This window comes from Paraburkholderia terrae, assembly GCF_002902925.1.
GTDB classification, from domain to species: Bacteria; Pseudomonadota; Gammaproteobacteria; order Burkholderiales; family Burkholderiaceae; genus Paraburkholderia; species Paraburkholderia terrae.
The window spans coordinates 3,235,238-3,253,173 of record NZ_CP026111.1 but is presented as its reverse complement, the minus strand read 5'-3'; the positions used below and the strand labels follow the sequence as shown (position 1 = coordinate 3,253,173).

The following is a 17,936-nucleotide window of genomic DNA, read 5'->3' as shown; positions in this document are numbered from 1 at the left end:
TTCCCGACCCAACCAGACGACATAACGAAGCGCACCTGCCGCTTGCGAAAGCGCAAAGCGGCGGGCGCCGATCCCCTCACCGATTTAGATAGACATAGAGAACCACATGGGCAAGGCAACCGGTTTTCTCGAGTTCGAACGCCGCCACGAGGCGTACGAAGCACCCCTCACGCGTGTGAAGCACTACAAGGAATTCGTCGCGGCATTGACCGACGACGAAGCCAAGATTCAGGGCGCGCGTTGCATGGACTGCGGCATCCCGTTTTGCAACAACGGCTGCCCGGTGAACAACATCATCCCGGACTTCAACGACCTGGTGTTCCGTCAGGACTGGAAGAACGCGATCGAAGTCCTGCATTCGACGAACAACTTCCCCGAGTTCACGGGCCGCATCTGCCCGGCGCCGTGCGAAGCGGCGTGTACGCTCGGCATCAACGACGACCCGGTCGGCATCAAGTCGATCGAGCACGCGATCATCGACAAGGCGTGGACGGAAGGCTGGGTCGCGCCGCAGCCGCCGAAGCACAAGACGGGCAAGAAGATTGCCGTCGTCGGTTCGGGCCCGGCGGGTATGGCGGCTGCGCAGCAACTCGCGCGCGTCGGTCATGACGTGACGGTGTTCGAGAAGAACGACCGCGTTGGCGGCCTGCTGCGTTACGGCATCCCCGACTTCAAGCTGGAGAAGTGGCTGATCGACCGCCGCATGCGCCAGATGGAAGCGGAAGGCGTGACGTTCCGTGCGAATGTGTTCGTCGGCAAGGACCCGCTTCCGGCGCACATCGGCAACACTGCGAAGGAAACCATCACGCCTGAGGAACTGAAGGATCAGTTCGATGCCGTGATTCTGACGGGCGGCTCCGAGACGCCGCGTGATTTGCCTGTGCCGGGACGCGAGCTTGCGGGCATTCATTACGCGATGGAGTTTTTGCCGCAGCAGAACAAGGTCAATGCGGGCGACAAGGTTGCGGATCAGTTGCTCGCGAAGGGCAAGCATGTTGTCGTGATCGGCGGTGGCGATACGGGTTCGGATTGCGTGGGCACGTCGAACCGTCATGGCGCGAAGGGTGTTACGCAGTTCGAGTTGCTGCCGCAGCCGCCGGAAGAGGAAAACAAGCCGCTCGTGTGGCCGTACTGGCCAGTCAAGCTGCGCACGTCGTCGTCGCATGAGGAAGGCTGCGAACGCGATTGGGCGGTTGCTACGAAGCGCTTCGAAGGCAAGAACGGCAAGGTCGAGAAGCTGATCGCGGCGCGTGTCGAATGGAAGGACGGCAAGATGGTCGAAGTGCCCGATTCCGAATTCGAAATGAAGGCCGATCTCGTGTTGCTGGCGATGGGCTTTACGCAGCCGGTTTCGCCTGTGCTTGAGGCCTTCGGCGTTGATAAGGATGCGCGTGGGAATGTGCGTGCTTCCACCGAAGGTGATAAGGCTTATTACACGTCGGTCGATAAGGTGTTCACCGCGGGTGATATGCGGCGTGGACAGTCTCTCGTAGTGTGGGCTATCCGCGAAGGGCGGCAGTGTGCGCGGTCAGTTGATGCTTATCTGATGGGGCATTCTGAATTGCCGAGGTAGTTTTTTGTTTGTCTACGACGCTGGTTGTTTGCGTATGCGAGGGCGTTTTTGGTTTGACGCCTTCGCGGCGCGGGCGGTTTGGTGTTCGCGCTTTGCTGCGCGGGCATCCGCGTGATGACTTGCCCGTTCATGCGTCGCTGCTCGGTATGGTTGACCTTGTGCTGGCATCCGCGATTTGTTATCTAGCTTCAAGCGTCGCCCCTGTGCGGGGCGGCACCTACTTTTCTTTGCCGCCGCAAAGAAAAGTAGGCAAAAGAAAGCGGCTCACACCGCCAACATTTCTCCCCGCCTGAGGGACCCCAACCGGTCCCTCACTTCACACGGCAATCACGTGACCCACGTTCGTTGCCAGCGCTCTAAATGAGCGCCTCACCCGTTTCACGCACCCGCGTCGCAGCACGCCGTGCCAGATAGTCCACCGCCGCCCAGGTGGCAAACTGTGTGTAGGCGTTCGCACCATAAACGCACCACTCCGGACAGATAGCGCGCGCGTACCACCCTGTAAGTGCGCCACGCTATACGACGCGACAACCTACACACAGTTTGCCACCTGGGCGGCAGAAACGATTCGCTGCCGCCAGTCGTTGTGCGGGCGTGTGAAGCGGGTGAGGCGTCCATTCAAAGCGTTGGCAGCTAACATCAAATCAGGGTGTTGCCGTGTGAAGCGTAGGACCCCGTGGGGGCCCTCAGGCAAACACAAGAGCTGGCGGTGTTAGCCGCTTTCTTTTGCCTACTTTTCTTTGCGGCGGCAAAGAAAAGTAGGTGCCGCCCCGCACAGGGGCGACGCTTGAAGCACGAAGGCAAATCGCGGATGCCAACGCAAGGGCAAACATACCGAGCGGCGACGCATGAACGGGTAAGGCATCACGCGGATGCCCACGAAAGCGCAAACCAAATCGCGGATGCCACCGAAAGCGAAACCCAAACCGAACCACCCATCGCAGACACGATCGAACAGGCATAAAGTGTCGATGAGCGGGAACGCGCCAGGAGAGCTACGATGCAACGCACCGATCCGCAGCCAGACCAAAAAGAAAGCGCCGGGTCCGCCTCAGACCCGAATAGCGAACTGACCGATCAGCATGACTACCAGCGTTGCTTCATAGCGCTAGTCCCCGACACGGCGACCCGCGACGCGCTATCGTCCATCGACATCCCCACGACTGCGCGCCGCGTCCCCTACGAACAATTGCACCTGACGGTAACGTTCATCGGCGTACTACCACAAGAAAAAGCCGCACCGCTGATCGAATCGCTAACGCACGAGACAGTGCCACTCAAGCTCACGCCAATAACAAAAATCGAACATTGGCCGCGCGCCTCACACCCGCGCCTGACGGTCGCGACACTCGCCATGTCCGATGAATTCACCGCGCTGGACTGGCGCGTGCGCTCGTCGATGATCGCGCTAGGCCTGCCCGTCGATGCCCGCACATTCCGGCCACACGTAACGCTCGCGCGTTACCGCCAGGACGCGGCGGCAGTCGGCCCCGCAATGGACTTGCAACACGAGCTGATCGCCCGCTTCGACTCGTTGACGCTCTATTCGAGCACGCTGGCTCGCACCGGCGCGCGATATCGATCACTGGCAAGCGTGCCCGTCGTCTACGCGTGACGCGCAAGACAAGATCACGACCCGCGATACCGCTCCAACGTCAACCCATCCAGATCGATTTCCGGCTCGCGCCGCGTAATCAGATCCGCGACCACCCGCCCCGACCCCAGCGACATCGCCCAGCCCGTCGAGCCATGTCCAAGATTGATCCACAACCCGTCAATGCCGGACGGCCCTAGCAACGGCGCGCCATCGGGCGTCATCGGACGGCGTCCAACCCAGAACTGCGCGGAAGAGGGCGCCGTCGCATGCGGAAACCAGTCGTCGAGCACTTTCATCAGCGTCTGCAGCGCCTGCTCGCGCAATGTGGTCTGCCGGTTGCCAAGCTCGGCCGTACCCGCGACGCGCAGATTCGGCCCGAACCGCGTGATCGCCGTCTTCAACGATTCGTCCATCAACGCGGCACGCGGCGACTTTTCATCGTCGACGATCTGCAGCGTCGCCGAGTAGCCCTTCACGGGATACAGCGGCACTTTCACGCCAAGCGGCGCAAGCAGATCCGCGCTATCGACGCCCGCCGCCACGACAATGGCATTCGCCACCAGCGTCTCGCTGCCCGCCGCGCTCTCGACATGCACGCCATGCACCGCGCGGCCACGCACGTCGAGCGCCGTCACGCGCGTGTCGAAGCGAAAGCGCACGCCGTTCGCCTCGCAGATCGCGCGCAATTCGCGCGTGAAGCGTGCGCAGTCGCCCGCTTCGTCGTCGGGTAGATAGAGGCCGCTCAACGGTGCCTGACGCGCCCAGCGCAGTCCCGGCTCGATCTCGGCGCATTCGGCCGCGCTCACTTCACGATGCCTGATGCCCGCATCACGCAGCACGGCAAGCGCGGGCTGTGCGAGTTCGACGTCGAACGCCGTGCGAAAGAGTTGCAGATAGCCCTGGCTGCGTCCGTATTCGAACGGATGATGCCCGCGAAACTCGCGCAGACATTCGCGGCTGTAATACGCGATGCGCTGCATCCGCTGCTTGTTGACGCGAAAGCGCGCGAGATCGCATTCGCGCAGCCAGCGCGCGATCCAGCGCCATTGCGCGAGATCGAAGGTCGGCCGGAAGATCAGCGGCGATGCGGGCTTGAACAGATACTTCAGGATCTTGAACGGCATGCCGGGCGCGGCCCACGGCGTCACGTAGCCGGGCGCGATCACGCCCGCGTTGCCGAAACTCGTCGCGAGCGCGACGTCAGATTCGCGCTCGATCACGGTGACGTCGCAGCCGCGCTCGCGCAGGTAGAAAGCGGTGGCGACACCGATGATGCCGCCGCCGAGAACGATCGTTTGCATGGGTGGTATTACACGTGTTCCGCCGATTCCGGGCTTTCGGCCGCAAGCGACTTGCCCTTCGTTTCGGGCAGCGCCAGCGCCGCCACGACGACGAGCAGATAGCCCGAGCCTGCGACGATGCCGATCGCCTTCACGAGCGTCATCGTCTGCGACAGCGTGCCGACCAGAATCGGAAAGAACGAGCCGACACCGCGCCCGAGGTTATAGCAGAAACCCTGTCCCGAGCCGCGAATCGCATTCGGATACAACTCAGATAGATACGCACCAACGCCCGCGAATATTCCCTGCACGACGATGCCGAGCGGAAAACCGAGCAGCAGCATCGCGCCATCGGTGATGGGCAGCATCGTGTAGATCATGCCCAGCAGGAACGAGCCGATCGCGAACAGGATAAACGACGCGCGCCGCCCGATCCGGTCCGAAAGAATCGCGCCGACGATATACCCGATGAACGAACCGACGATCAGCACGACCAGATAGCCGCTCGTGTTGAACACTGACAGATGGCGCACGGTCTTCAGGTAAGTGGGCAGCCAGGTCGTGATTGCGTAGTAGCCGCCCAGCATTCCGCTGCACAGCGCGCTGCCGAGGATCGTCGTTTTCAGGTGTGCGGCGGAGAAAATCTGCAGGAAGTGGGAGGTGTCGAAGCCACTGTCGCGCGCGCGGCGCGTCGCGATGTAGATGTCGGGATCGCTGACGTTGCGGCGGATATAGATGATCCACAGCGCGGGCAAGATGCCGATCCAGAAGCACGCGCGCCACGCATATTCTTCGGGCAGCAACGCGAAGAACGCCCAGTACAGAATCGCCGCCGCGCCCCAGCCGAACGACCAGCTGCTCTGCACGGTGCCGACGGCCTTCGCGCGATGCTGCGGCGAGCGGATCGTCTCCGCCATCATGATCGTCACCACCGACCACTCGCCGCCGAAGCCGATGCCTTGCAGCGTGCGCGTCGTCAGCAGTTGCCAGAAGTTGTGCGTGAAGCCGGACAGGCAGGTGAACAGCGCGAAGGTCGCGATCGTCCATTGCAGCACGCGGATGCGGCCATAGCGGTCGGCGAGTACGCCCGCCATCCAGCCGCCTATCGCCGACGAGATCAGCGAACTCGTCGCAATCATCCCCGCTTCGCTTTTCGACATGCCCCACGTCGCGATCAGCGTCGGAATCAGGAACGAGTAGATCATGAAGTCGAACGCGTCGACGGCATAGCCGCCGAAGCCCGCGTAGAGTGTGCGCCTTTCGCGCGTCGACAACTCGGTAAACCACTGAAATGACGCCATCCCCTCTCCTGTGATCCCGTGTACGTGGGTTGCTGTTGTGATTCTGATGTTCGTCCGGCGTGCCGCAAGTGGCTTGTATTCTACGGTCCGCCTCGATTGCGGCCAATGCGCGGCAAAAAAAGCGCGCCCGTATTTCAGCCCGCGTCTCACATGGCAGGAACGGTGGGCGAGGCGCGCACATTGCGATTCCTTACTGATTGCTACTGTGTAACCCTCGAGCTGTTTTCGTCCATTACACTGCACGTCGACGCCGTAAGTGATCGACCCATGCGGTTAATTACACTGTCGATCGGTTCGTCAAACCTGCACGTGACCCGCGTGCGTCTTTCGCATTTGCGCGCGGCACTCGCGCCGCACCTTGTAGACACAACGATGACTTCCTCTGCGAAAGCGGACATTTCGCTCGCCGCTGCGCACGGTCTCTACGCCTTGCCGATTGCGCTGGCGCCATCGCACGCGCGAGCGCCGCTCGCGTCGCGCCGCCGCTTCCTGAAGAGCACGGCGGGTGCGCTGTTGCTTTCCGGCATGAGTAGCACGCTGCTGACGGCGTGCGGCGGCAACAACGCGGGCTCGGATCAGGCGCCGACGCCGCGTCTCGCGTCGCTTGAAAACTTTCGTGACGTGGGTGGGACGGCGGCCGGTTATCCGACCGTCGATGGCCGCGTCGTGCGGCGCAACGCGTTCTTCCGCTCGAATGCGCTGACGCAAAACGCCGCCGATGCAGCCGTGCTCGATTCGCTCGGCATTACGGCTGTCTACGATCTGCGTACGCCCGGCGAGATCGAGCGCGCATCCGACGCGCTGCCTGCCAACGCGGCATACGTGAAGGTCAACGTCACAGGACGCGAGGATGTCATCACACCCATGCTGGATAGCGAGGGGAGCGCGGTGTCTTCGATGGAGCGCGCACAGCGGCTTTACGTGACGGATGCCGTGCAGCGCGCGGCATTCGGCTCGTTGCTTTCGCAACTCGCCAGCACGGCCGGCCCACAGCTGATTCATTCGAGCGCGGGCAAGGACCGCGCGGGTTGGGCCGCGGCGCTCTTGCTGAGCATCGCCAACGTGCCGTTCGACATCATCATGCAGGACTATCTGCTGTCGAACACGTATATGGCGAATTCGATTTCGGCGCGCGTCGAGGCGCGTCGCCAGCAGAGCGGCGATCTGGCCGCGAATGCGGAAAAGCCGCTTGCGAGCGTGCAGAGCAGCTATTTGCAGGCGTCCTTCGATCAGGTGCAATCCAGCTACGGCACGATGTCGGGCTATCTCACGCGCGGGCTTGGCCTCGCGACATCGACGGTCGATACGTTGCGTGACCGCCTTCTTCTCTGACTTTTCCGGCGCGCAAAGAAAAAACGGCCCGTCCCAGGTGGCAGCAGGACGGACCGAACAGGGAGGCGCCGAGGACGCCGGATTGCACTATAGGTCCGCAACGCGGTGAAATGGCGCAACCGTAAGGCAAGGTAAGCGCAAATGGCGTGTACGTAACGTGAGCAACGTGTCCAACGTGCGTTAGCCGCTATTCACGGCCTGGAATCGCCTCACGCTTCCGGCACGACGACAGGCAGCGCGACGCGCACATGGAGTCCGCCTTCCGGGTGATTCTCCACCGTACACTTGCCGCCGCGATGATGCGCAAGACGCACGACGATCGCGAGGCCGAGCCCGCAATGCCCTTCGCCGCCGCGCGCCGCATCGAGCCGCACGAACGGCTTCATCGCGGCCGCGATGCGGTCTTCGGGAATGCCCGGTCCATGATCGCGGACGTCGATGAACCATTGCAGCTCGTCGCGCGACGTCGCGATTTCGACGGGCGGCGCACCATGTTCGAACGCGTTGTCGACGAGATTGGTGACGAGCCGGTCCAGCAGCGTGCGCGGCAGCGTGAAGCGCGAACCGGCCTGAAGATCGAGCCTGAAAAGCGGCGCTTCGCCATTGTCGCTATCGTCGGCTTCATCGCCTTCATTGCCATCCGTGGAAGAAAACTGCTCGCGCAGGAAACCGTCCACTTCCGTCATCGGTCCCGATTCCGCCGACTGTCCCGCGAACTCCAGGAACTGCTGGACGATATTCGTCAGCGAATCGACGTCGCGGATCAGGCCCGCGCGTTCGTTCTCGTCGGCGAGCACGCTTGCGCGCAGCTTCAGACGCGTGAGCGGCGCTTTCAGATCGTGCGCGACGCCAGCGAGCATCACGGCCTGATCGTCGCCCGCTTCGTTCAGGCGCCGCATCATGTCGTTGAACGAGCCGATCAGATCGCGCAGTTCTCGCGGACCCCGTTCGGAGACGGGCTCGGGCCGGCTGCCCGCGCCGAACGCGCGCGCCGCATGCGCGACGCGCGTGAGCGGCCGCTGCATCTGCCAGACAGCGAGCAGCGACAGCAGCAGCGCGGCAAGCAGCATCGACACGGATTCGATTACGAAGCGCGGACGCGGCGGAACATCGACGGGTATCACGACCCACATCGACTTGCGCGGAAAGCGCACCCACAGACGCGGCATATGCGTGTCGTCGACGGCAATCTCGGTGCCGGGAGGCAGGCTCGCGCGCAAATGGCGCGTGAGTTCGACGAACGGCCTGCGCGTCGGCGGCTCGAGATGGACGGTGGCCGGCATGTTCCATGTCGGCACCAGATGCACGCGCAGCGCCGGCGCGACGTCGGCGCCGTTGACGGGCTCGCCGTTCGCGGCCTGCAACGCGAGCAGAATGCCGCGTGCGTAGCCGTCCACCTCGTGATGCGGCGGCTGCATCACGACCAGCACGAACCAGCCAGCCTGAATTGCAAACAGCACCGCCGACGACAGCAACGCCATCCTGCCGAACAGCGTATTCAGCGGATTCCTGATACGGGTCACGCGAGAATCACGCGGGATCGGCGGCAAAGGGCGCGCCATTGGGGTCCGCGTCGGGGACAAACACGTAGCCCTTGCCGCGCACCGTCTGCACGTAGCACGGGTTCGACGGATCGTTTTCGATCACGCGGCGCAGACGCCAGATAGGCACATCGAGACTGCGGTCGCGGAACGGCAGGTCGTCGCGATGCACGAGATCGTGAATCAGCACGCGCGACAGCACCTTGTATGGATTGTTGACGAAGATCTTCAACAGCGCGAATTCGCTGTCACGCAGCGTGACGCGTGTCTCGTCGCGTGACAGCGTGCGCGTCGCGAAGTCGAGTTCGAACGGACCGAAGCGATAACGCTTGCGCGCTTCCGGCGCGCTCGTCGTCGCCGGGCCGCGCCGGCGCAGCACCGTCTGGATGCGCGCGAGCAGCTCGCGTGGATCGAATGGCTTCGTCAGATAGTCGTCGGCGCCCAGCGACAGCCCGATGATGCGATCGGCCACCGTGCCGCGCGCCGTCACGAAGATCACGGGAATGTCGTCGCCGGCCGCGCGCAATGCTGTGAGCGCGCGCAGGCCGTCGGTGTTCGGCATCATGATGTCGAGCACGACGACGGAAGGCCGCTCCCGTTCGAGACGGCGTTGCAGATGCGTGCCGTCATGCAGCACGGATGCATCGTAGCCATTCGATTGCAGGAAGCGGCAAAGCAGATCGCGCACGACGGGATCGTCGTCGACGATGAGGACCTGTGGATTCATACCGAAATTCTAGTCCGGCAAGGCTGCGCGGCGGTTGAAGCTTTCCTTACCAACACTTACTCAAACTCTCATGCAGCGTGCGCGCGGCGCGCGGCTTCGCGAGCCTTCCTTGCCGGGCGGGGCGGCGCGGTCCGCCGCGCGCGTTGCAGTCCGCAATATTTCTGTCACGCGCGCCTTCCGGATGTTGAGCGAAAACCTCTGCATTGTGCGGGTTTGGAAAGATTTCGCGTGCATTCGCAAGCGGTCGTAAGTACCTCAGAAATACGTGCGTTGCTTGAGCCATCGTGACAACGAGGCAGACGGGATCATTCGCTACGCCACACGCCGCCGTGTGCGCCGGACTCAGCGATGCTTTCGCGAACGGGCGCACGGCGATCCCGAAGACTCTCGCACTTCACGAGGTTTGCCATGACTGTTCAGAACAACCACTTCACCACGCAACTGCAAAGCATCGCCCGACCCTCCGCTGCTGAAAAGCCGTCCGCGCGCGGCACGTCCACGACAGCCACCGCGACGGCGACGGGCGACAAGGCGAGCGCCACGCAAACGCCCGCGTCGCCCGTCGGCATGGTCGGCAATCACGTCAACACGACGGCCTGACGTGCCGGAGTTCGTCGTGCCGAAATCACGCATTTACACGCGCGTAAGACGCGCTGCTGCGCGCCTCGCGATGTGGTCGGCCGTGGGCGCGGCGGTGCTGCCGCTCGACGGTTGCGCCGTCGCGGCGCTGCCGTGCCGGCTGACCTCGGCGACGCTGAAGATTCTGCCCGTCGTCGGCCATGTGGCTGCGACGCCGTTCGACGCCTGTGCCGCAGCCATCGACTGAGCTGCTGCCATCAGTTACGCGAGGCGAGCCATGCAACTCACTTCGATCGGGCGCGTGCTGACCGCATGCGCCGTGGCCGTGTCCTGTGCGCTGATGCCGTTCGTGGCGAGCGCGCAGAACATGTTGCCGCCGCAACAGGCGGCCGCGCTGCGCATGTCGGCGATCGGCGCGAAAAAGCGCACCGTCGACAAGCCGTTCGCGTTTCGCGGCATTCCGCTCGGCATCACGCTCGACGAATTTCGGGCCGTCTCGCGGGTGCGCGCGACGCCGCTCGGCAGCGTGCCTGTCTGCGAGACGGACAACGTCGCGGGCTCGCTCGGCATGCGGTTGAAGACGTCGCAGAGCCTGACGATCGCGTGCCAATGGGCGCATCGCGCGGCCGACGGGTGGGAAGTATCGCGTGCCGTCGTGGACGGCACGCCTGCTGACGAGCATGTGCTGCGCTTCGTGCGCGTCGATGGGCAGAGTGGCTTCCGTCTGTACGAGATTTCGTTCGTGATCGACGAGATCACGGCCGACGATCTGCGCGACGCGTTCGAGGACCGCTACGGCGCGCCACGTACCGCGACACAGGTCAGCTCGCCGACGGCTGGCCAGCTGCCTGTCTACATCTGGGAAAACGACGTGAGTTCGATCACGTTGTGCCTGTTGCCCGCGACGCACAACGCGACGCTCATCTACCTGTTGAAGGACCCCGACGCGTATATGAAGTCGGTCGTGCGGCAATGGCAGGCGAGCAGTCCCGACGCGGGTTGACGGGAGATTTCGATTGGCTTCATCGCTTAATCACACGCAGAGGCACGACACACCATGAACGCCATGCACATGCCACGCGCCGCCGCCGTGCTGACGAGCGCCGCCGTTTTCTACGCGCTAGCCGGTTGCGGCGCCACGAAAGATTCGATCGTCGACACGCCGATGCTGCCGCCGCTGTCGACCGCGCCGCTCAACGTGAACACGCAGGGCGCGATCTTTCAGGCGGGCACGGGGATTCTGCTGTACGAGACGCCGCGTGCGCAGCATATCGGCGACGTGCTGACAATCCGTCTGTCCGAGTCGTACACCGGCTCGAACAGCACGAATGCGCAGGCGAGCCGCGCGAGCGACATCACGGCCGAAGCCGCCGACAAATCGACGGGTACGGCGGCGCGTCTGGCGCGCCTGTTCAACATCGGCTCGGCGAGCACGACGTTCAAGGGGCAGGGATCGATTGCCGACACGAGCGGCATGACGGGCACGCTCGCCGTCACGGTGATCGGCACGATGCCGACGGGCAACCTGGTGGTGTCGGGCGAGAAGCTGATTTCGATGGGCGGCAACCGTGACCGGCTGCGTCTGTCGGGCATCGTGAACCCGAAGGATATCGAGTCAGGGAACTACGTCGCGTCGAGCAAGGTGGCGAATGCACGCATCGAGCAGGCGGGGCAGGGCATGCTTGCCGATTCGACGACGCTTGGCTGGCTGCAGCGCATGTTCATGAGCGTGTTGACGTTCTGATGCTTTGCGCGGGCGATGCGGCTTGCGCGTTGGTTGTCGCGTTCATTCGCGCGTTCTTTCCTGCGTTGGCGCGCAGGCTGTCGGCGCTTGCCGATGCATTCGTGAAGCGCGGCGTTGCGCCGTGTCAGAGATTCGCGACGGGCGCGTCGTAACGCTCCGCTGCGCCGATCTCGCCATCCGGCACGAACACATAGCCTTTGCCCCACACGGTCTGCACGTAGCGCGGTTCGGACGGATCGACTTCGATCAGCCGGCGCAAGCGCCAGATCGACACATCGAGGCTGCGATTGCGGTGCGTATCGGTGCCGCCGTGCAGTTTTTCGAGCAGTTGCGCGCGCGTGAGCACGGTCATCGCGTGCGAGACGAACACTTTGAGCATCGCGAATTCGCTTGAGCGCAGGGCGATGCGTTCGCCGTCGCGGCGCAGTTCGCGCGCGGGGAAATTCACTTCGAAGCGACCGAAGCGATATGGCGCGCGATTTTCGGGCGCGCTCGGCGCTGCGCTTTCGCGCCGGCGCAGGACGCTGCGGATGCGCGCGACGAGTTCGCTCGGATCGAATGGTTTGCCGAGATAGTCGTCCGCACCCAGTTCGAGACCGATCACGCGATCGATCACATCCGCGCGCGCGGTCAGCAGGATCACGGGGATGTTGTCGCCTGCGAGGCGCAGCGCGCGTAATGCGCTGATACCGTCCAGCTCGGGCATCATGATGTCGAGCACGACGAGCGCGGGACGTTCGTGCTGCAGCGCCTGTTGCAGCGCCATGCCGTTCTCGAGCACGGACACCGTGAAGCCACGGCCTTGCAGATAGTCGCGAACGATGTCGCGGACGACGGGGTCGTCGTCGACGACCATAATGGATGAGTTCATCCTGGCGATAGTAGTTGGGGTGCGCTTCGCGCGGAAGCTGGGGGTGCTTTCGAAATCTTTCATGCGTAAGAGGTTTTGGTTTTTTTTGTCTGCGACGCTGGGTGGGGTTTTGCCGTTGTGCGGGTGTCTGGGTTTTGCTTTTTGTGTGCTGGTGGGGCCCGGGCGGTGTGTCTGCTTTTGCGCTGGCATCCGCGATTTGTTAGCTCGCTTCACGCGTCGCCCCTGTGCGGGGCGGCACCTACTTTTCTTTGCCGCCGCAAAGAAAAGTAGGCAAAAGAAAGCGGCTAACACCGCCAGTTCTAGTGTTTGCCTGAGGGCCCCCAACGGGTCTTATGCTTCGTACGGCAGTGTCCTTGCTCGCGTGCGTTGCCAACGCGTTCAATGAGTGCCTCACCCGCTTCGCATTCCCATGCACGGGCTAGTGGCAGCGAATGGTTTCCGCCGCCCAGGTGGCAAACTGTGTGTAGGTTGTCGCGTCGTATAGCGTGGCGCTCTTACAGGGTGGGACGCGTGTACTACCGGTCCGAAGTGAAGCGCGTGGAGCACTTGGGCCTACACACAGTTTGCCACCTGGGCGGCGGTGGACTATCTGGCAAGGCATGCTGAAACGCGGGAGCGTGAAGCGGGTGAGGCGCACTGCAAGAGCGCTGGCAACGAACTTGAATCGAGAAGTTGCCACGTGAAGTGAGGGACCGGTTGGGGGCCCTCAGGCAAGAAGAAATGTTGGCGGTGTTAGCCGCTTTCTTTTGCCTACTTTTCTTTGCGGCGGCAAAGAAAAGTAGGTGCCGCCCCGCACAGGGGCGACGCTTGTAGCACGCTAACAATTCGCGGATGCCAGCGCAAAGGCAGACACACCGACCGGCACCGCGCGAAGCGCAAAGGCAAACAACACCCGCCCGGCAACGCCCCTGCGGAGCACTACTTCCCGATGGCAGAAGTCTGAATAGTCTCAACCTGCAAATCAGCGATCTGATTCACGACCATCTTATCGATCAACCCATCCAGCTTCACCGAAGCACTCGAATACCGATCGACCCCAAGCCCACCCGTCTGATACCGCGCGGTAACAAGAATCCGGCCATGCTGAATCAGCGTGAGATCGATCATGGAAAGATACTGCATCGGTTCGTCACTAAACGAGCGGCGCCCATAATCGACCGAAGCGTTATACACGAGCCGCGCCTCGCAGCCAGCCGGCGACGTCCCCGGGTTATACACGTCAGATCGAATCCCGCGCTTATCAAGCGCAAGCTGCAACGCCGGCACGAAGTCGCCAACCGAAACCAGCTGGTTCACCTCGATGCAAACCGTGCTGATCTTCGCGCGCCGTCCGTTGATAAAGGTCGGCGACGAATAGTTCGAAGCGATCGCATAGCCCGCCTGAATCACGGACCCCGTCGCATCGGCGGCCGTAATCAGCGTCCACGCGCACCCGCCCAGCGACATCAAACAACACGCCGCGAGCAAGAACCGCAAAACATGCGCGAATGAAGAGGCGATCACGATGCGCTCGCGAACAGGCTGATTGAGATGACGTCAGGTCGTGTCAAGAACACTCAGCGCGCAATGCGCAGACGCAGTTCGTTCTGACCTTGCACGCTCGCCGTGACGCTCACGCGGCGGTCGGCCGTCTTCACGATGAAGTGCTGGCGCGTCGGCGTGTTGATGTCATGCACGACGTTCGGGAAGCACGCGGCGATATCCGCGCCGATTTCTTCGAGCGGATCGTTGACGAAGCCGTCGGCTTCCCAGTGCGCGCGCCAGCGGCAGTCGTACGAATGCGCGTTGGCGCGGCAGTCATCGATCGGATCGACGCCCGGCAGCGTCGCAGCAGGCTCGTCGCGCAGCTTCTTGAAATCGGCGGACGATACGATGTGCGACAGCGCGGGGCAGACATCGGCGGGTTCGGCCTGTTTCACGGGCGCGGTCTGCGCGGCGTTCGCTGCCGTCGCGAACAGCAGCACGGCCGTGGCCGTCAGCGCGGCGTCGCGGCCGGACTGCGCGATACGAAGAGACAAACGGGAAAGCGAGGGGAGGCGGCGGTCGAATGACATGGCAGGTATTTCCAGTGACGTTGAGTTTGCGTCGCGGGCTGCGCCAGGGGAGCGTTTGGCCCACGATGCAATCGTCGCTGGAAATGCCCGCGCGCAAAGCACGGAACAGCGCATGCGCTTCGGAAGTGCTTTCGAACTGTTCGAGAGTCTTTCAGGATGTTGCGCTGACTGTGAGCGCTTAAGGCTCGCGCGACGCTCAGCCGAGCGTCAGCCCGCCGTCGACGTGAATCACCTGACCCGTGATGTGACGCGCAGAGTCGGAAAGCAGAAAGACGATCAGCGCGGCAATGTCGTCGGGTTCGGCGACCTGCCCGAGCGGTGTCGCCTCCGCCGCACGCGTCCACGCGGGCGCATTCTCCGCGCTCGGTCCGCGATCCTTGCGCGTATAACCCGGCGCGACGCAATTCACCGTGACGCCGTGCGGCGCCAGTTCGGCTGCCGCCGTTTTTGCCAGCGACTCCAGCGCGGCCTTCGCGGCGGCAGTACCCGCAAACGCCGAGTCCGCGCGATAGCGATGCGCGACGAACGAACTCACGGCCACGACGCGTCCGCGTTTCGATGTTTCGAGCGCAGGCGCCGCCCGTTTGACGAGCGCGCCGAACGCAGCGGGCATCGCCGCGAACGACTCCGCGAGCGCATCGAAATCGAGCGTGCCGATGGTTTGACGCTGCGCGTGTCCCGCATTGGCGACGATCTGGTCGAGCGCGCCAAAACGCGCGAGCGTCTGATGGACGGCATGCTCGGATGCGCCGCGTTCGGCGAGATCGGCAAGCACCGTTGCGCACGTCGCGCCGCTCGCCGTGCAGGTCGCCGCGACCTGATCGAGCCGCGCACGCGATGCGTCGTCCGCGCCGCGCGCGTGCAGCATCAGCGCGACACGCGGCGCCGCGATGTTCCGGGCGAGCGCGGCACCGATGCCGGAGCCCGCGCCCGTCACCAGCACGACGCGCTCGAACGGCGCGTCGCTCACGCGGCCTCGCGCTCGACCGCGCGCTCGATGAACAGCGTGTGCTCGTGGAACGCTTCGAGCGTCTTGCGATGCGCGACGCTGACGATCGCCGCATTCGGCAGACGCTCGATCAGCGCGTTGTAGATGATGCTTTCGTTCTCGGGATCGAGCGCGCTCGTCGCTTCGTCGAGGAACAGGAAGTCGGGCTGTTGCAGCAACGCGCGTGCTGCGGCAAGACGCTGCTGCTCGCCCGGCGACAGCGAGCGTTCCCAATGCGTCGATTCGCCCAGGCGGTCCGCGAGTTCCGGCAAGCGGCACACGGTGAGCACTTCGCGGCACGCTTCATCCGAATAGGCGGAAGCCTCCGACGGATAGCAGAGCGCCGCCTTCAGCGTGCCGATGGGCAGATAGCTGCGCTGCGGGATGAACAGCAGCTTGGCATCCGTGGGCTTTTCGATCGTGCCTTCGCCGAACGGCCACAGGCCCGCGAGCGTGCGCATCAACGTGCTCTTGCCCGCGCCCGAAGGCCCGCGCACCAGCCAGCGCGTTTTCGGCGCGATGGTGAACGAGCCGACGTTCGCCATCGGCTCGCCGTTGGGACGCTGCAGACGAAGATTCGTCACTTCGATCGAATCAGCATCCGTGACGTGAACGTTGATGCCGCCGTGCGCGGTGCCTTCAACGACCGACTCATGCAGATGCTGCGAACGCATCACGCGATTGAATTCCCGCAGACGGTTGACGGTGGCGCGCCACTCGGCGAGCGAATCGTAATTGTTGATGAACCAGGAGAACGAATCGCTGACCGTGCCGAACGCGCCCGTCACCTGCTGGTACATGCCGAACGAGATGCTCTTCGAAAAGTACTTCGGCGCAGCCGCGATGTACGGAAAGACGATGGCCAGCTGCGAGTAACTGATGACGACGATGTTGAAGCGTCGCGTAAAGCGCATGATGAGGCGCCAGTTTTCGCGGATGTGTGAGAACACGCCCTTGAGCTGCTGCTCTTCCGAACGCTCGCCCTGATACAGCGCGATCTGATCGGCGTTCTCGCGGATGCGGATCAGCGAGAAACGGAAGTCGGCTTCCACACGCTGTTGCTGGTAGTTGATCGACACCAGCGGATGGTTGACCTTATGTGTGACCCACGAGCCGGCTGCCGCGTAGATCAGCGCCGCCCACACCATGTAACCCGGAATCGAAAACTCCGTGCCGAACATGTGGAACGCGAACGCGCCCGACAGGTTCCACAGGATCACGATGAACGAGAACAGTGTGACCGTGGTCGACAGCAGGCCGAGCGACAGATTCAGCGAGGCGCTGGCCAACCCTTGCAGGTCGGCGGAAACCCGCTGGTCGGGGTTGTCGGCGAGATTGTCGCGTTCGATCCGGTAGTACGCGCGGTCGCCCAGCCAGTCGTTCAGATAGCGGTTGGTGAGCCACTGCCGCCAGCGGAATTCGAGCATTTGCCGGAAGTACGTCCGGTACGAGCCGAGCAGGATCAGTGCGAGCGCAATGACCGTGAACTGCAGCAGCGAATATTTGAAGACGGGATAGTTGTATTGCTGGATCGCGTCGAAGAACGTGCGCTGCCAGGTGTTGAACCAGACGTTGGCCGCGACCATCGTCATATTCATCGCGATGACGAGCGCGAGCAGGCCCCGCGCTTTCCACCGATCCTCGGACACCCAGTAGGGCTTGATGAGGCCCCACGCGGTGATGTCCGACGGATTTTTCGAGTTGTCGATCATAAGCATCCTTTCATACGGTCGGCCGGGCGGCGGCGAGATGCATGCGCAGCGGCATGGTGCTGCTGTCGCATCCCGTCGAGTGGGTGGCCCGGCTGCGATTGTTCCGGCACCGACTTAATCTGAACTTAAGCGGACGTTTCACCGTGCCTCGGCGCGGCCTCGCCAACCCGACAAAGGCCTTGCAGTGGCGCGGCGTTCCGTCCGCATTGACGCGTGCCATTGTGCCAGAGCAACAGGGAACCTCGCCAAAATCAGCCGCGGCCGATTGAGGTCTGCCCGGGTTTGCGGCGCGCGCAGCTTTTATGGTCTAATGGTCCGGACGAAACAGGGGTGCTTCGTGCGCTGGCAGTCGCTGCAGCGAGGCTGAGAGAGACCCTTCGCACCCGATCCGGGTAATACCGGCGCGGGAAGTTTTCGGGAAGTATTTCCTGGAAGTTCTCCTTCCGCCGGGGCGGCGTTCCCGTTTTTTGTGAGCGCCCATGCCCGGCAGGCCTTGCCCGCCGGTTTCGTCCTTGGGTACGTGCGCACTTTGCCGTACGGAAAGGATTTGATGACCGCTCATTCTTCACCTATTCGCTTTATTGCTGCGGGTTTCGCCCGTCGTTTCGCCGTGGGCGCTCGGTTTGCGACGCGCGAG

At 63.2% G+C, this 17,936-nt stretch carries 17 protein-coding genes and 1 riboswitch; of the genes, 8 read left to right on the top strand and 9 right to left on the bottom strand.

Features of this window, described 5'->3' with window-relative positions; genetic code table 11:
* Nucleotides 1-106: 106 nt before the first annotated feature.
* Together C2L65_RS14430 and thpR are read left to right on the top strand one after the other, a co-directional pair.
* Nucleotides 107-1,573: a glutamate synthase subunit beta gene (locus tag C2L65_RS14430; RefSeq protein ID WP_042314546.1), complete on the top strand. Its 1,467-nt coding sequence runs from the start codon at nucleotides 107-109 to the stop codon at nucleotides 1,571-1,573.
* 1,000 nt (nucleotides 1,574-2,573) lie between these two features.
* Entirely contained in the window at nucleotides 2,574-3,188 is a 615-nt protein-coding gene (gene thpR, locus C2L65_RS14425) for an RNA 2',3'-cyclic phosphodiesterase (protein WP_042314545.1), read from the top strand.
* Between the two features lie 14 nt (nucleotides 3,189-3,202).
* Here thpR and C2L65_RS14420 read toward each other — a convergent pair whose 3' ends face one another.
* Nucleotides 3,203-4,471: a D-amino acid dehydrogenase gene (locus C2L65_RS14420; protein ID WP_042314544.1), complete on the bottom strand. Its 1,269-nt coding sequence runs from the start codon at nucleotides 4,469-4,471 to the stop codon at nucleotides 3,203-3,205.
* Nucleotides 4,472-4,479: 8 nt separating this feature from the next.
* Nucleotides 4,480-5,751: an MFS transporter gene (locus C2L65_RS14415; RefSeq protein ID WP_042314543.1), complete on the bottom strand. Its 1,272-nt coding sequence runs from the start codon at nucleotides 5,749-5,751 to the stop codon at nucleotides 4,480-4,482.
* A 372-nt stretch (nucleotides 5,752-6,123) separates the two neighbouring features.
* On the opposite strand from C2L65_RS14415, the gene C2L65_RS14410 reads away from it, so the two are divergent.
* Nucleotides 6,124-7,083, top strand: coding sequence for a tyrosine-protein phosphatase (locus C2L65_RS14410; RefSeq protein ID WP_052427000.1), 960 nt, complete (start codon nucleotides 6,124-6,126; stop codon nucleotides 7,081-7,083).
* A 209-nt stretch (nucleotides 7,084-7,292) separates the two neighbouring features.
* Here C2L65_RS14410 and C2L65_RS14405 read toward each other — a convergent pair whose 3' ends face one another.
* Together C2L65_RS14405 and C2L65_RS14400 are read right to left on the bottom strand one after the other, a co-directional pair.
* Entirely contained in the window at nucleotides 7,293-8,597 is a 1,305-nt protein-coding gene (locus tag C2L65_RS14405; RefSeq protein WP_174485100.1) for an ATP-binding protein, read from the bottom strand.
* Between the two features lie 16 nt (nucleotides 8,598-8,613).
* Nucleotides 8,614-9,351, bottom strand: coding sequence for a response regulator (locus C2L65_RS14400; RefSeq protein ID WP_007739205.1), 738 nt, complete (start codon nucleotides 9,349-9,351; stop codon nucleotides 8,614-8,616).
* A 408-nt stretch (nucleotides 9,352-9,759) separates the two neighbouring features.
* On the opposite strand from C2L65_RS14400, the gene C2L65_RS14390 reads away from it, so the two are divergent.
* From C2L65_RS14390 to C2L65_RS14375, 4 genes are read left to right on the top strand one after another with little or no spacing between them, the layout of a single operon-like run.
* A complete protein-coding gene (locus C2L65_RS14390) occupies nucleotides 9,760-9,951 on the top strand; it encodes a hypothetical protein (protein ID WP_042314540.1) in 192 nt (63 codons plus the stop codon).
* A gap of 16 nt (nucleotides 9,952-9,967) precedes the next feature.
* Nucleotides 9,968-10,177, top strand: coding sequence for a DUF6726 family protein (locus C2L65_RS14385; protein WP_042314572.1), 210 nt, complete (start codon nucleotides 9,968-9,970; stop codon nucleotides 10,175-10,177).
* A 30-nt stretch (nucleotides 10,178-10,207) separates the two neighbouring features.
* Entirely contained in the window at nucleotides 10,208-10,933 is a 726-nt protein-coding gene (locus C2L65_RS14380; protein WP_042314539.1) for a hypothetical protein, read from the top strand.
* 54 nt (nucleotides 10,934-10,987) lie between these two features.
* Complete coding sequence (locus C2L65_RS14375) at nucleotides 10,988-11,674, top strand: flagellar basal body L-ring protein FlgH (RefSeq protein WP_007739199.1); 687 nt, start codon at nucleotides 10,988-10,990, stop codon at nucleotides 11,672-11,674.
* A gap of 124 nt (nucleotides 11,675-11,798) precedes the next feature.
* Here the strand turns inward: C2L65_RS14375 and C2L65_RS14370 are convergent, their stop codons facing one another.
* The 5 genes from C2L65_RS14370 to C2L65_RS14350 all read right to left on the bottom strand — a co-directional run bounded on the left by C2L65_RS14370 (nucleotide 11,799) and on the right by C2L65_RS14350 (nucleotide 17,299).
* Entirely contained in the window at nucleotides 11,799-12,545 is a 747-nt protein-coding gene (locus tag C2L65_RS14370) for a response regulator (RefSeq protein ID WP_009771308.1), read from the bottom strand.
* A 918-nt stretch (nucleotides 12,546-13,463) separates the two neighbouring features.
* Nucleotides 13,464-13,991, bottom strand: coding sequence for a hypothetical protein (locus tag C2L65_RS14365; protein WP_229512145.1), 528 nt, complete (start codon nucleotides 13,989-13,991; stop codon nucleotides 13,464-13,466).
* A 110-nt stretch (nucleotides 13,992-14,101) separates the two neighbouring features.
* Complete coding sequence (locus C2L65_RS14360) at nucleotides 14,102-14,599, bottom strand: hypothetical protein (protein ID WP_042313879.1); 498 nt, start codon at nucleotides 14,597-14,599, stop codon at nucleotides 14,102-14,104.
* A 196-nt stretch (nucleotides 14,600-14,795) separates the two neighbouring features.
* Complete coding sequence (locus C2L65_RS14355; RefSeq protein WP_042313878.1) at nucleotides 14,796-15,569, bottom strand: SDR family NAD(P)-dependent oxidoreductase; 774 nt, start codon at nucleotides 15,567-15,569, stop codon at nucleotides 14,796-14,798.
* Nucleotides 15,566-17,299: an ABC transporter ATP-binding protein/permease gene (locus tag C2L65_RS14350; protein WP_042313876.1), complete on the bottom strand. Its 1,734-nt coding sequence runs from the start codon at nucleotides 17,297-17,299 to the stop codon at nucleotides 15,566-15,568. Before C2L65_RS14350 ends, C2L65_RS14355 begins: the two co-directional genes overlap by 4 nt.
* 41 nt (nucleotides 17,300-17,340) lie before the next feature.
* On the opposite strand from C2L65_RS14350, the gene C2L65_RS45490 reads away from it, so the two are divergent.
* Nucleotides 17,341-17,568, top strand: a complete 228-nt coding sequence (locus C2L65_RS45490; protein WP_143036611.1) for a hypothetical protein — start codon at nucleotides 17,341-17,343, stop codon at nucleotides 17,566-17,568.
* A 47-nt stretch (nucleotides 17,569-17,615) separates the two neighbouring features.
* A riboswitch (TPP riboswitch) is annotated at nucleotides 17,616-17,726 on the top strand.
* Nucleotides 17,727-17,936 lie beyond the last annotated feature (210 nt).

What these genes read in the sequence shown, in the direction of transcription:
- C2L65_RS14420 (WP_042314544.1), bottom strand. Translation starts at nt 4,471, where the DNA reads ATGCAAACGATCGTTCTCGGCGGCGGCATCATCGGTGTCGCCACCGCT.
- C2L65_RS14400 (WP_007739205.1), bottom strand. Translation starts at nt 9,351, where the DNA reads ATGAATCCACAGGTCCTCATCGTCGACGACGATCCCGTCGTGCGCGAT.
- C2L65_RS14375 (WP_007739199.1), top strand. Translation starts at nt 10,988, where the DNA reads ATGAACGCCATGCACATGCCACGCGCCGCCGCCGTGCTGACGAGCGCC.
- C2L65_RS14430 (WP_042314546.1), top strand. Translation starts at nt 107, where the DNA reads ATGGGCAAGGCAACCGGTTTTCTCGAGTTCGAACGCCGCCACGAGGCG.
- C2L65_RS14370 (WP_009771308.1), bottom strand. Translation starts at nt 12,545, where the DNA reads ATGAACTCATCCATTATGGTCGTCGACGACGACCCCGTCGTCCGCGAC.
- C2L65_RS14410 (WP_052427000.1), top strand. Translation starts at nt 6,124, where the DNA reads ATGACTTCCTCTGCGAAAGCGGACATTTCGCTCGCCGCTGCGCACGGT.
- C2L65_RS14380 (WP_042314539.1), top strand. Translation starts at nt 10,208, where the DNA reads ATGCAACTCACTTCGATCGGGCGCGTGCTGACCGCATGCGCCGTGGCC.
- C2L65_RS14365 (WP_229512145.1), bottom strand. Translation starts at nt 13,991, where the DNA reads ATGTCGCTGGGCGGGTGCGCGTGGACGCTGATTACGGCCGCCGATGCG.
- thpR (WP_042314545.1), top strand. Translation starts at nt 2,574, where the DNA reads ATGCAACGCACCGATCCGCAGCCAGACCAAAAAGAAAGCGCCGGGTCC.
- C2L65_RS14415 (WP_042314543.1), bottom strand. Translation starts at nt 5,751, where the DNA reads ATGGCGTCATTTCAGTGGTTTACCGAGTTGTCGACGCGCGAAAGGCGC.
- C2L65_RS14390 (WP_042314540.1), top strand. Translation starts at nt 9,760, where the DNA reads ATGACTGTTCAGAACAACCACTTCACCACGCAACTGCAAAGCATCGCC.
- C2L65_RS14350 (WP_042313876.1), bottom strand. Translation starts at nt 17,299, where the DNA reads ATGATCGACAACTCGAAAAATCCGTCGGACATCACCGCGTGGGGCCTC.
- C2L65_RS14360 (WP_042313879.1), bottom strand. Translation starts at nt 14,599, where the DNA reads ATGTCATTCGACCGCCGCCTCCCCTCGCTTTCCCGTTTGTCTCTTCGT.
- C2L65_RS45490 (WP_143036611.1), top strand. Translation starts at nt 17,341, where the DNA reads ATGCGCAGCGGCATGGTGCTGCTGTCGCATCCCGTCGAGTGGGTGGCC.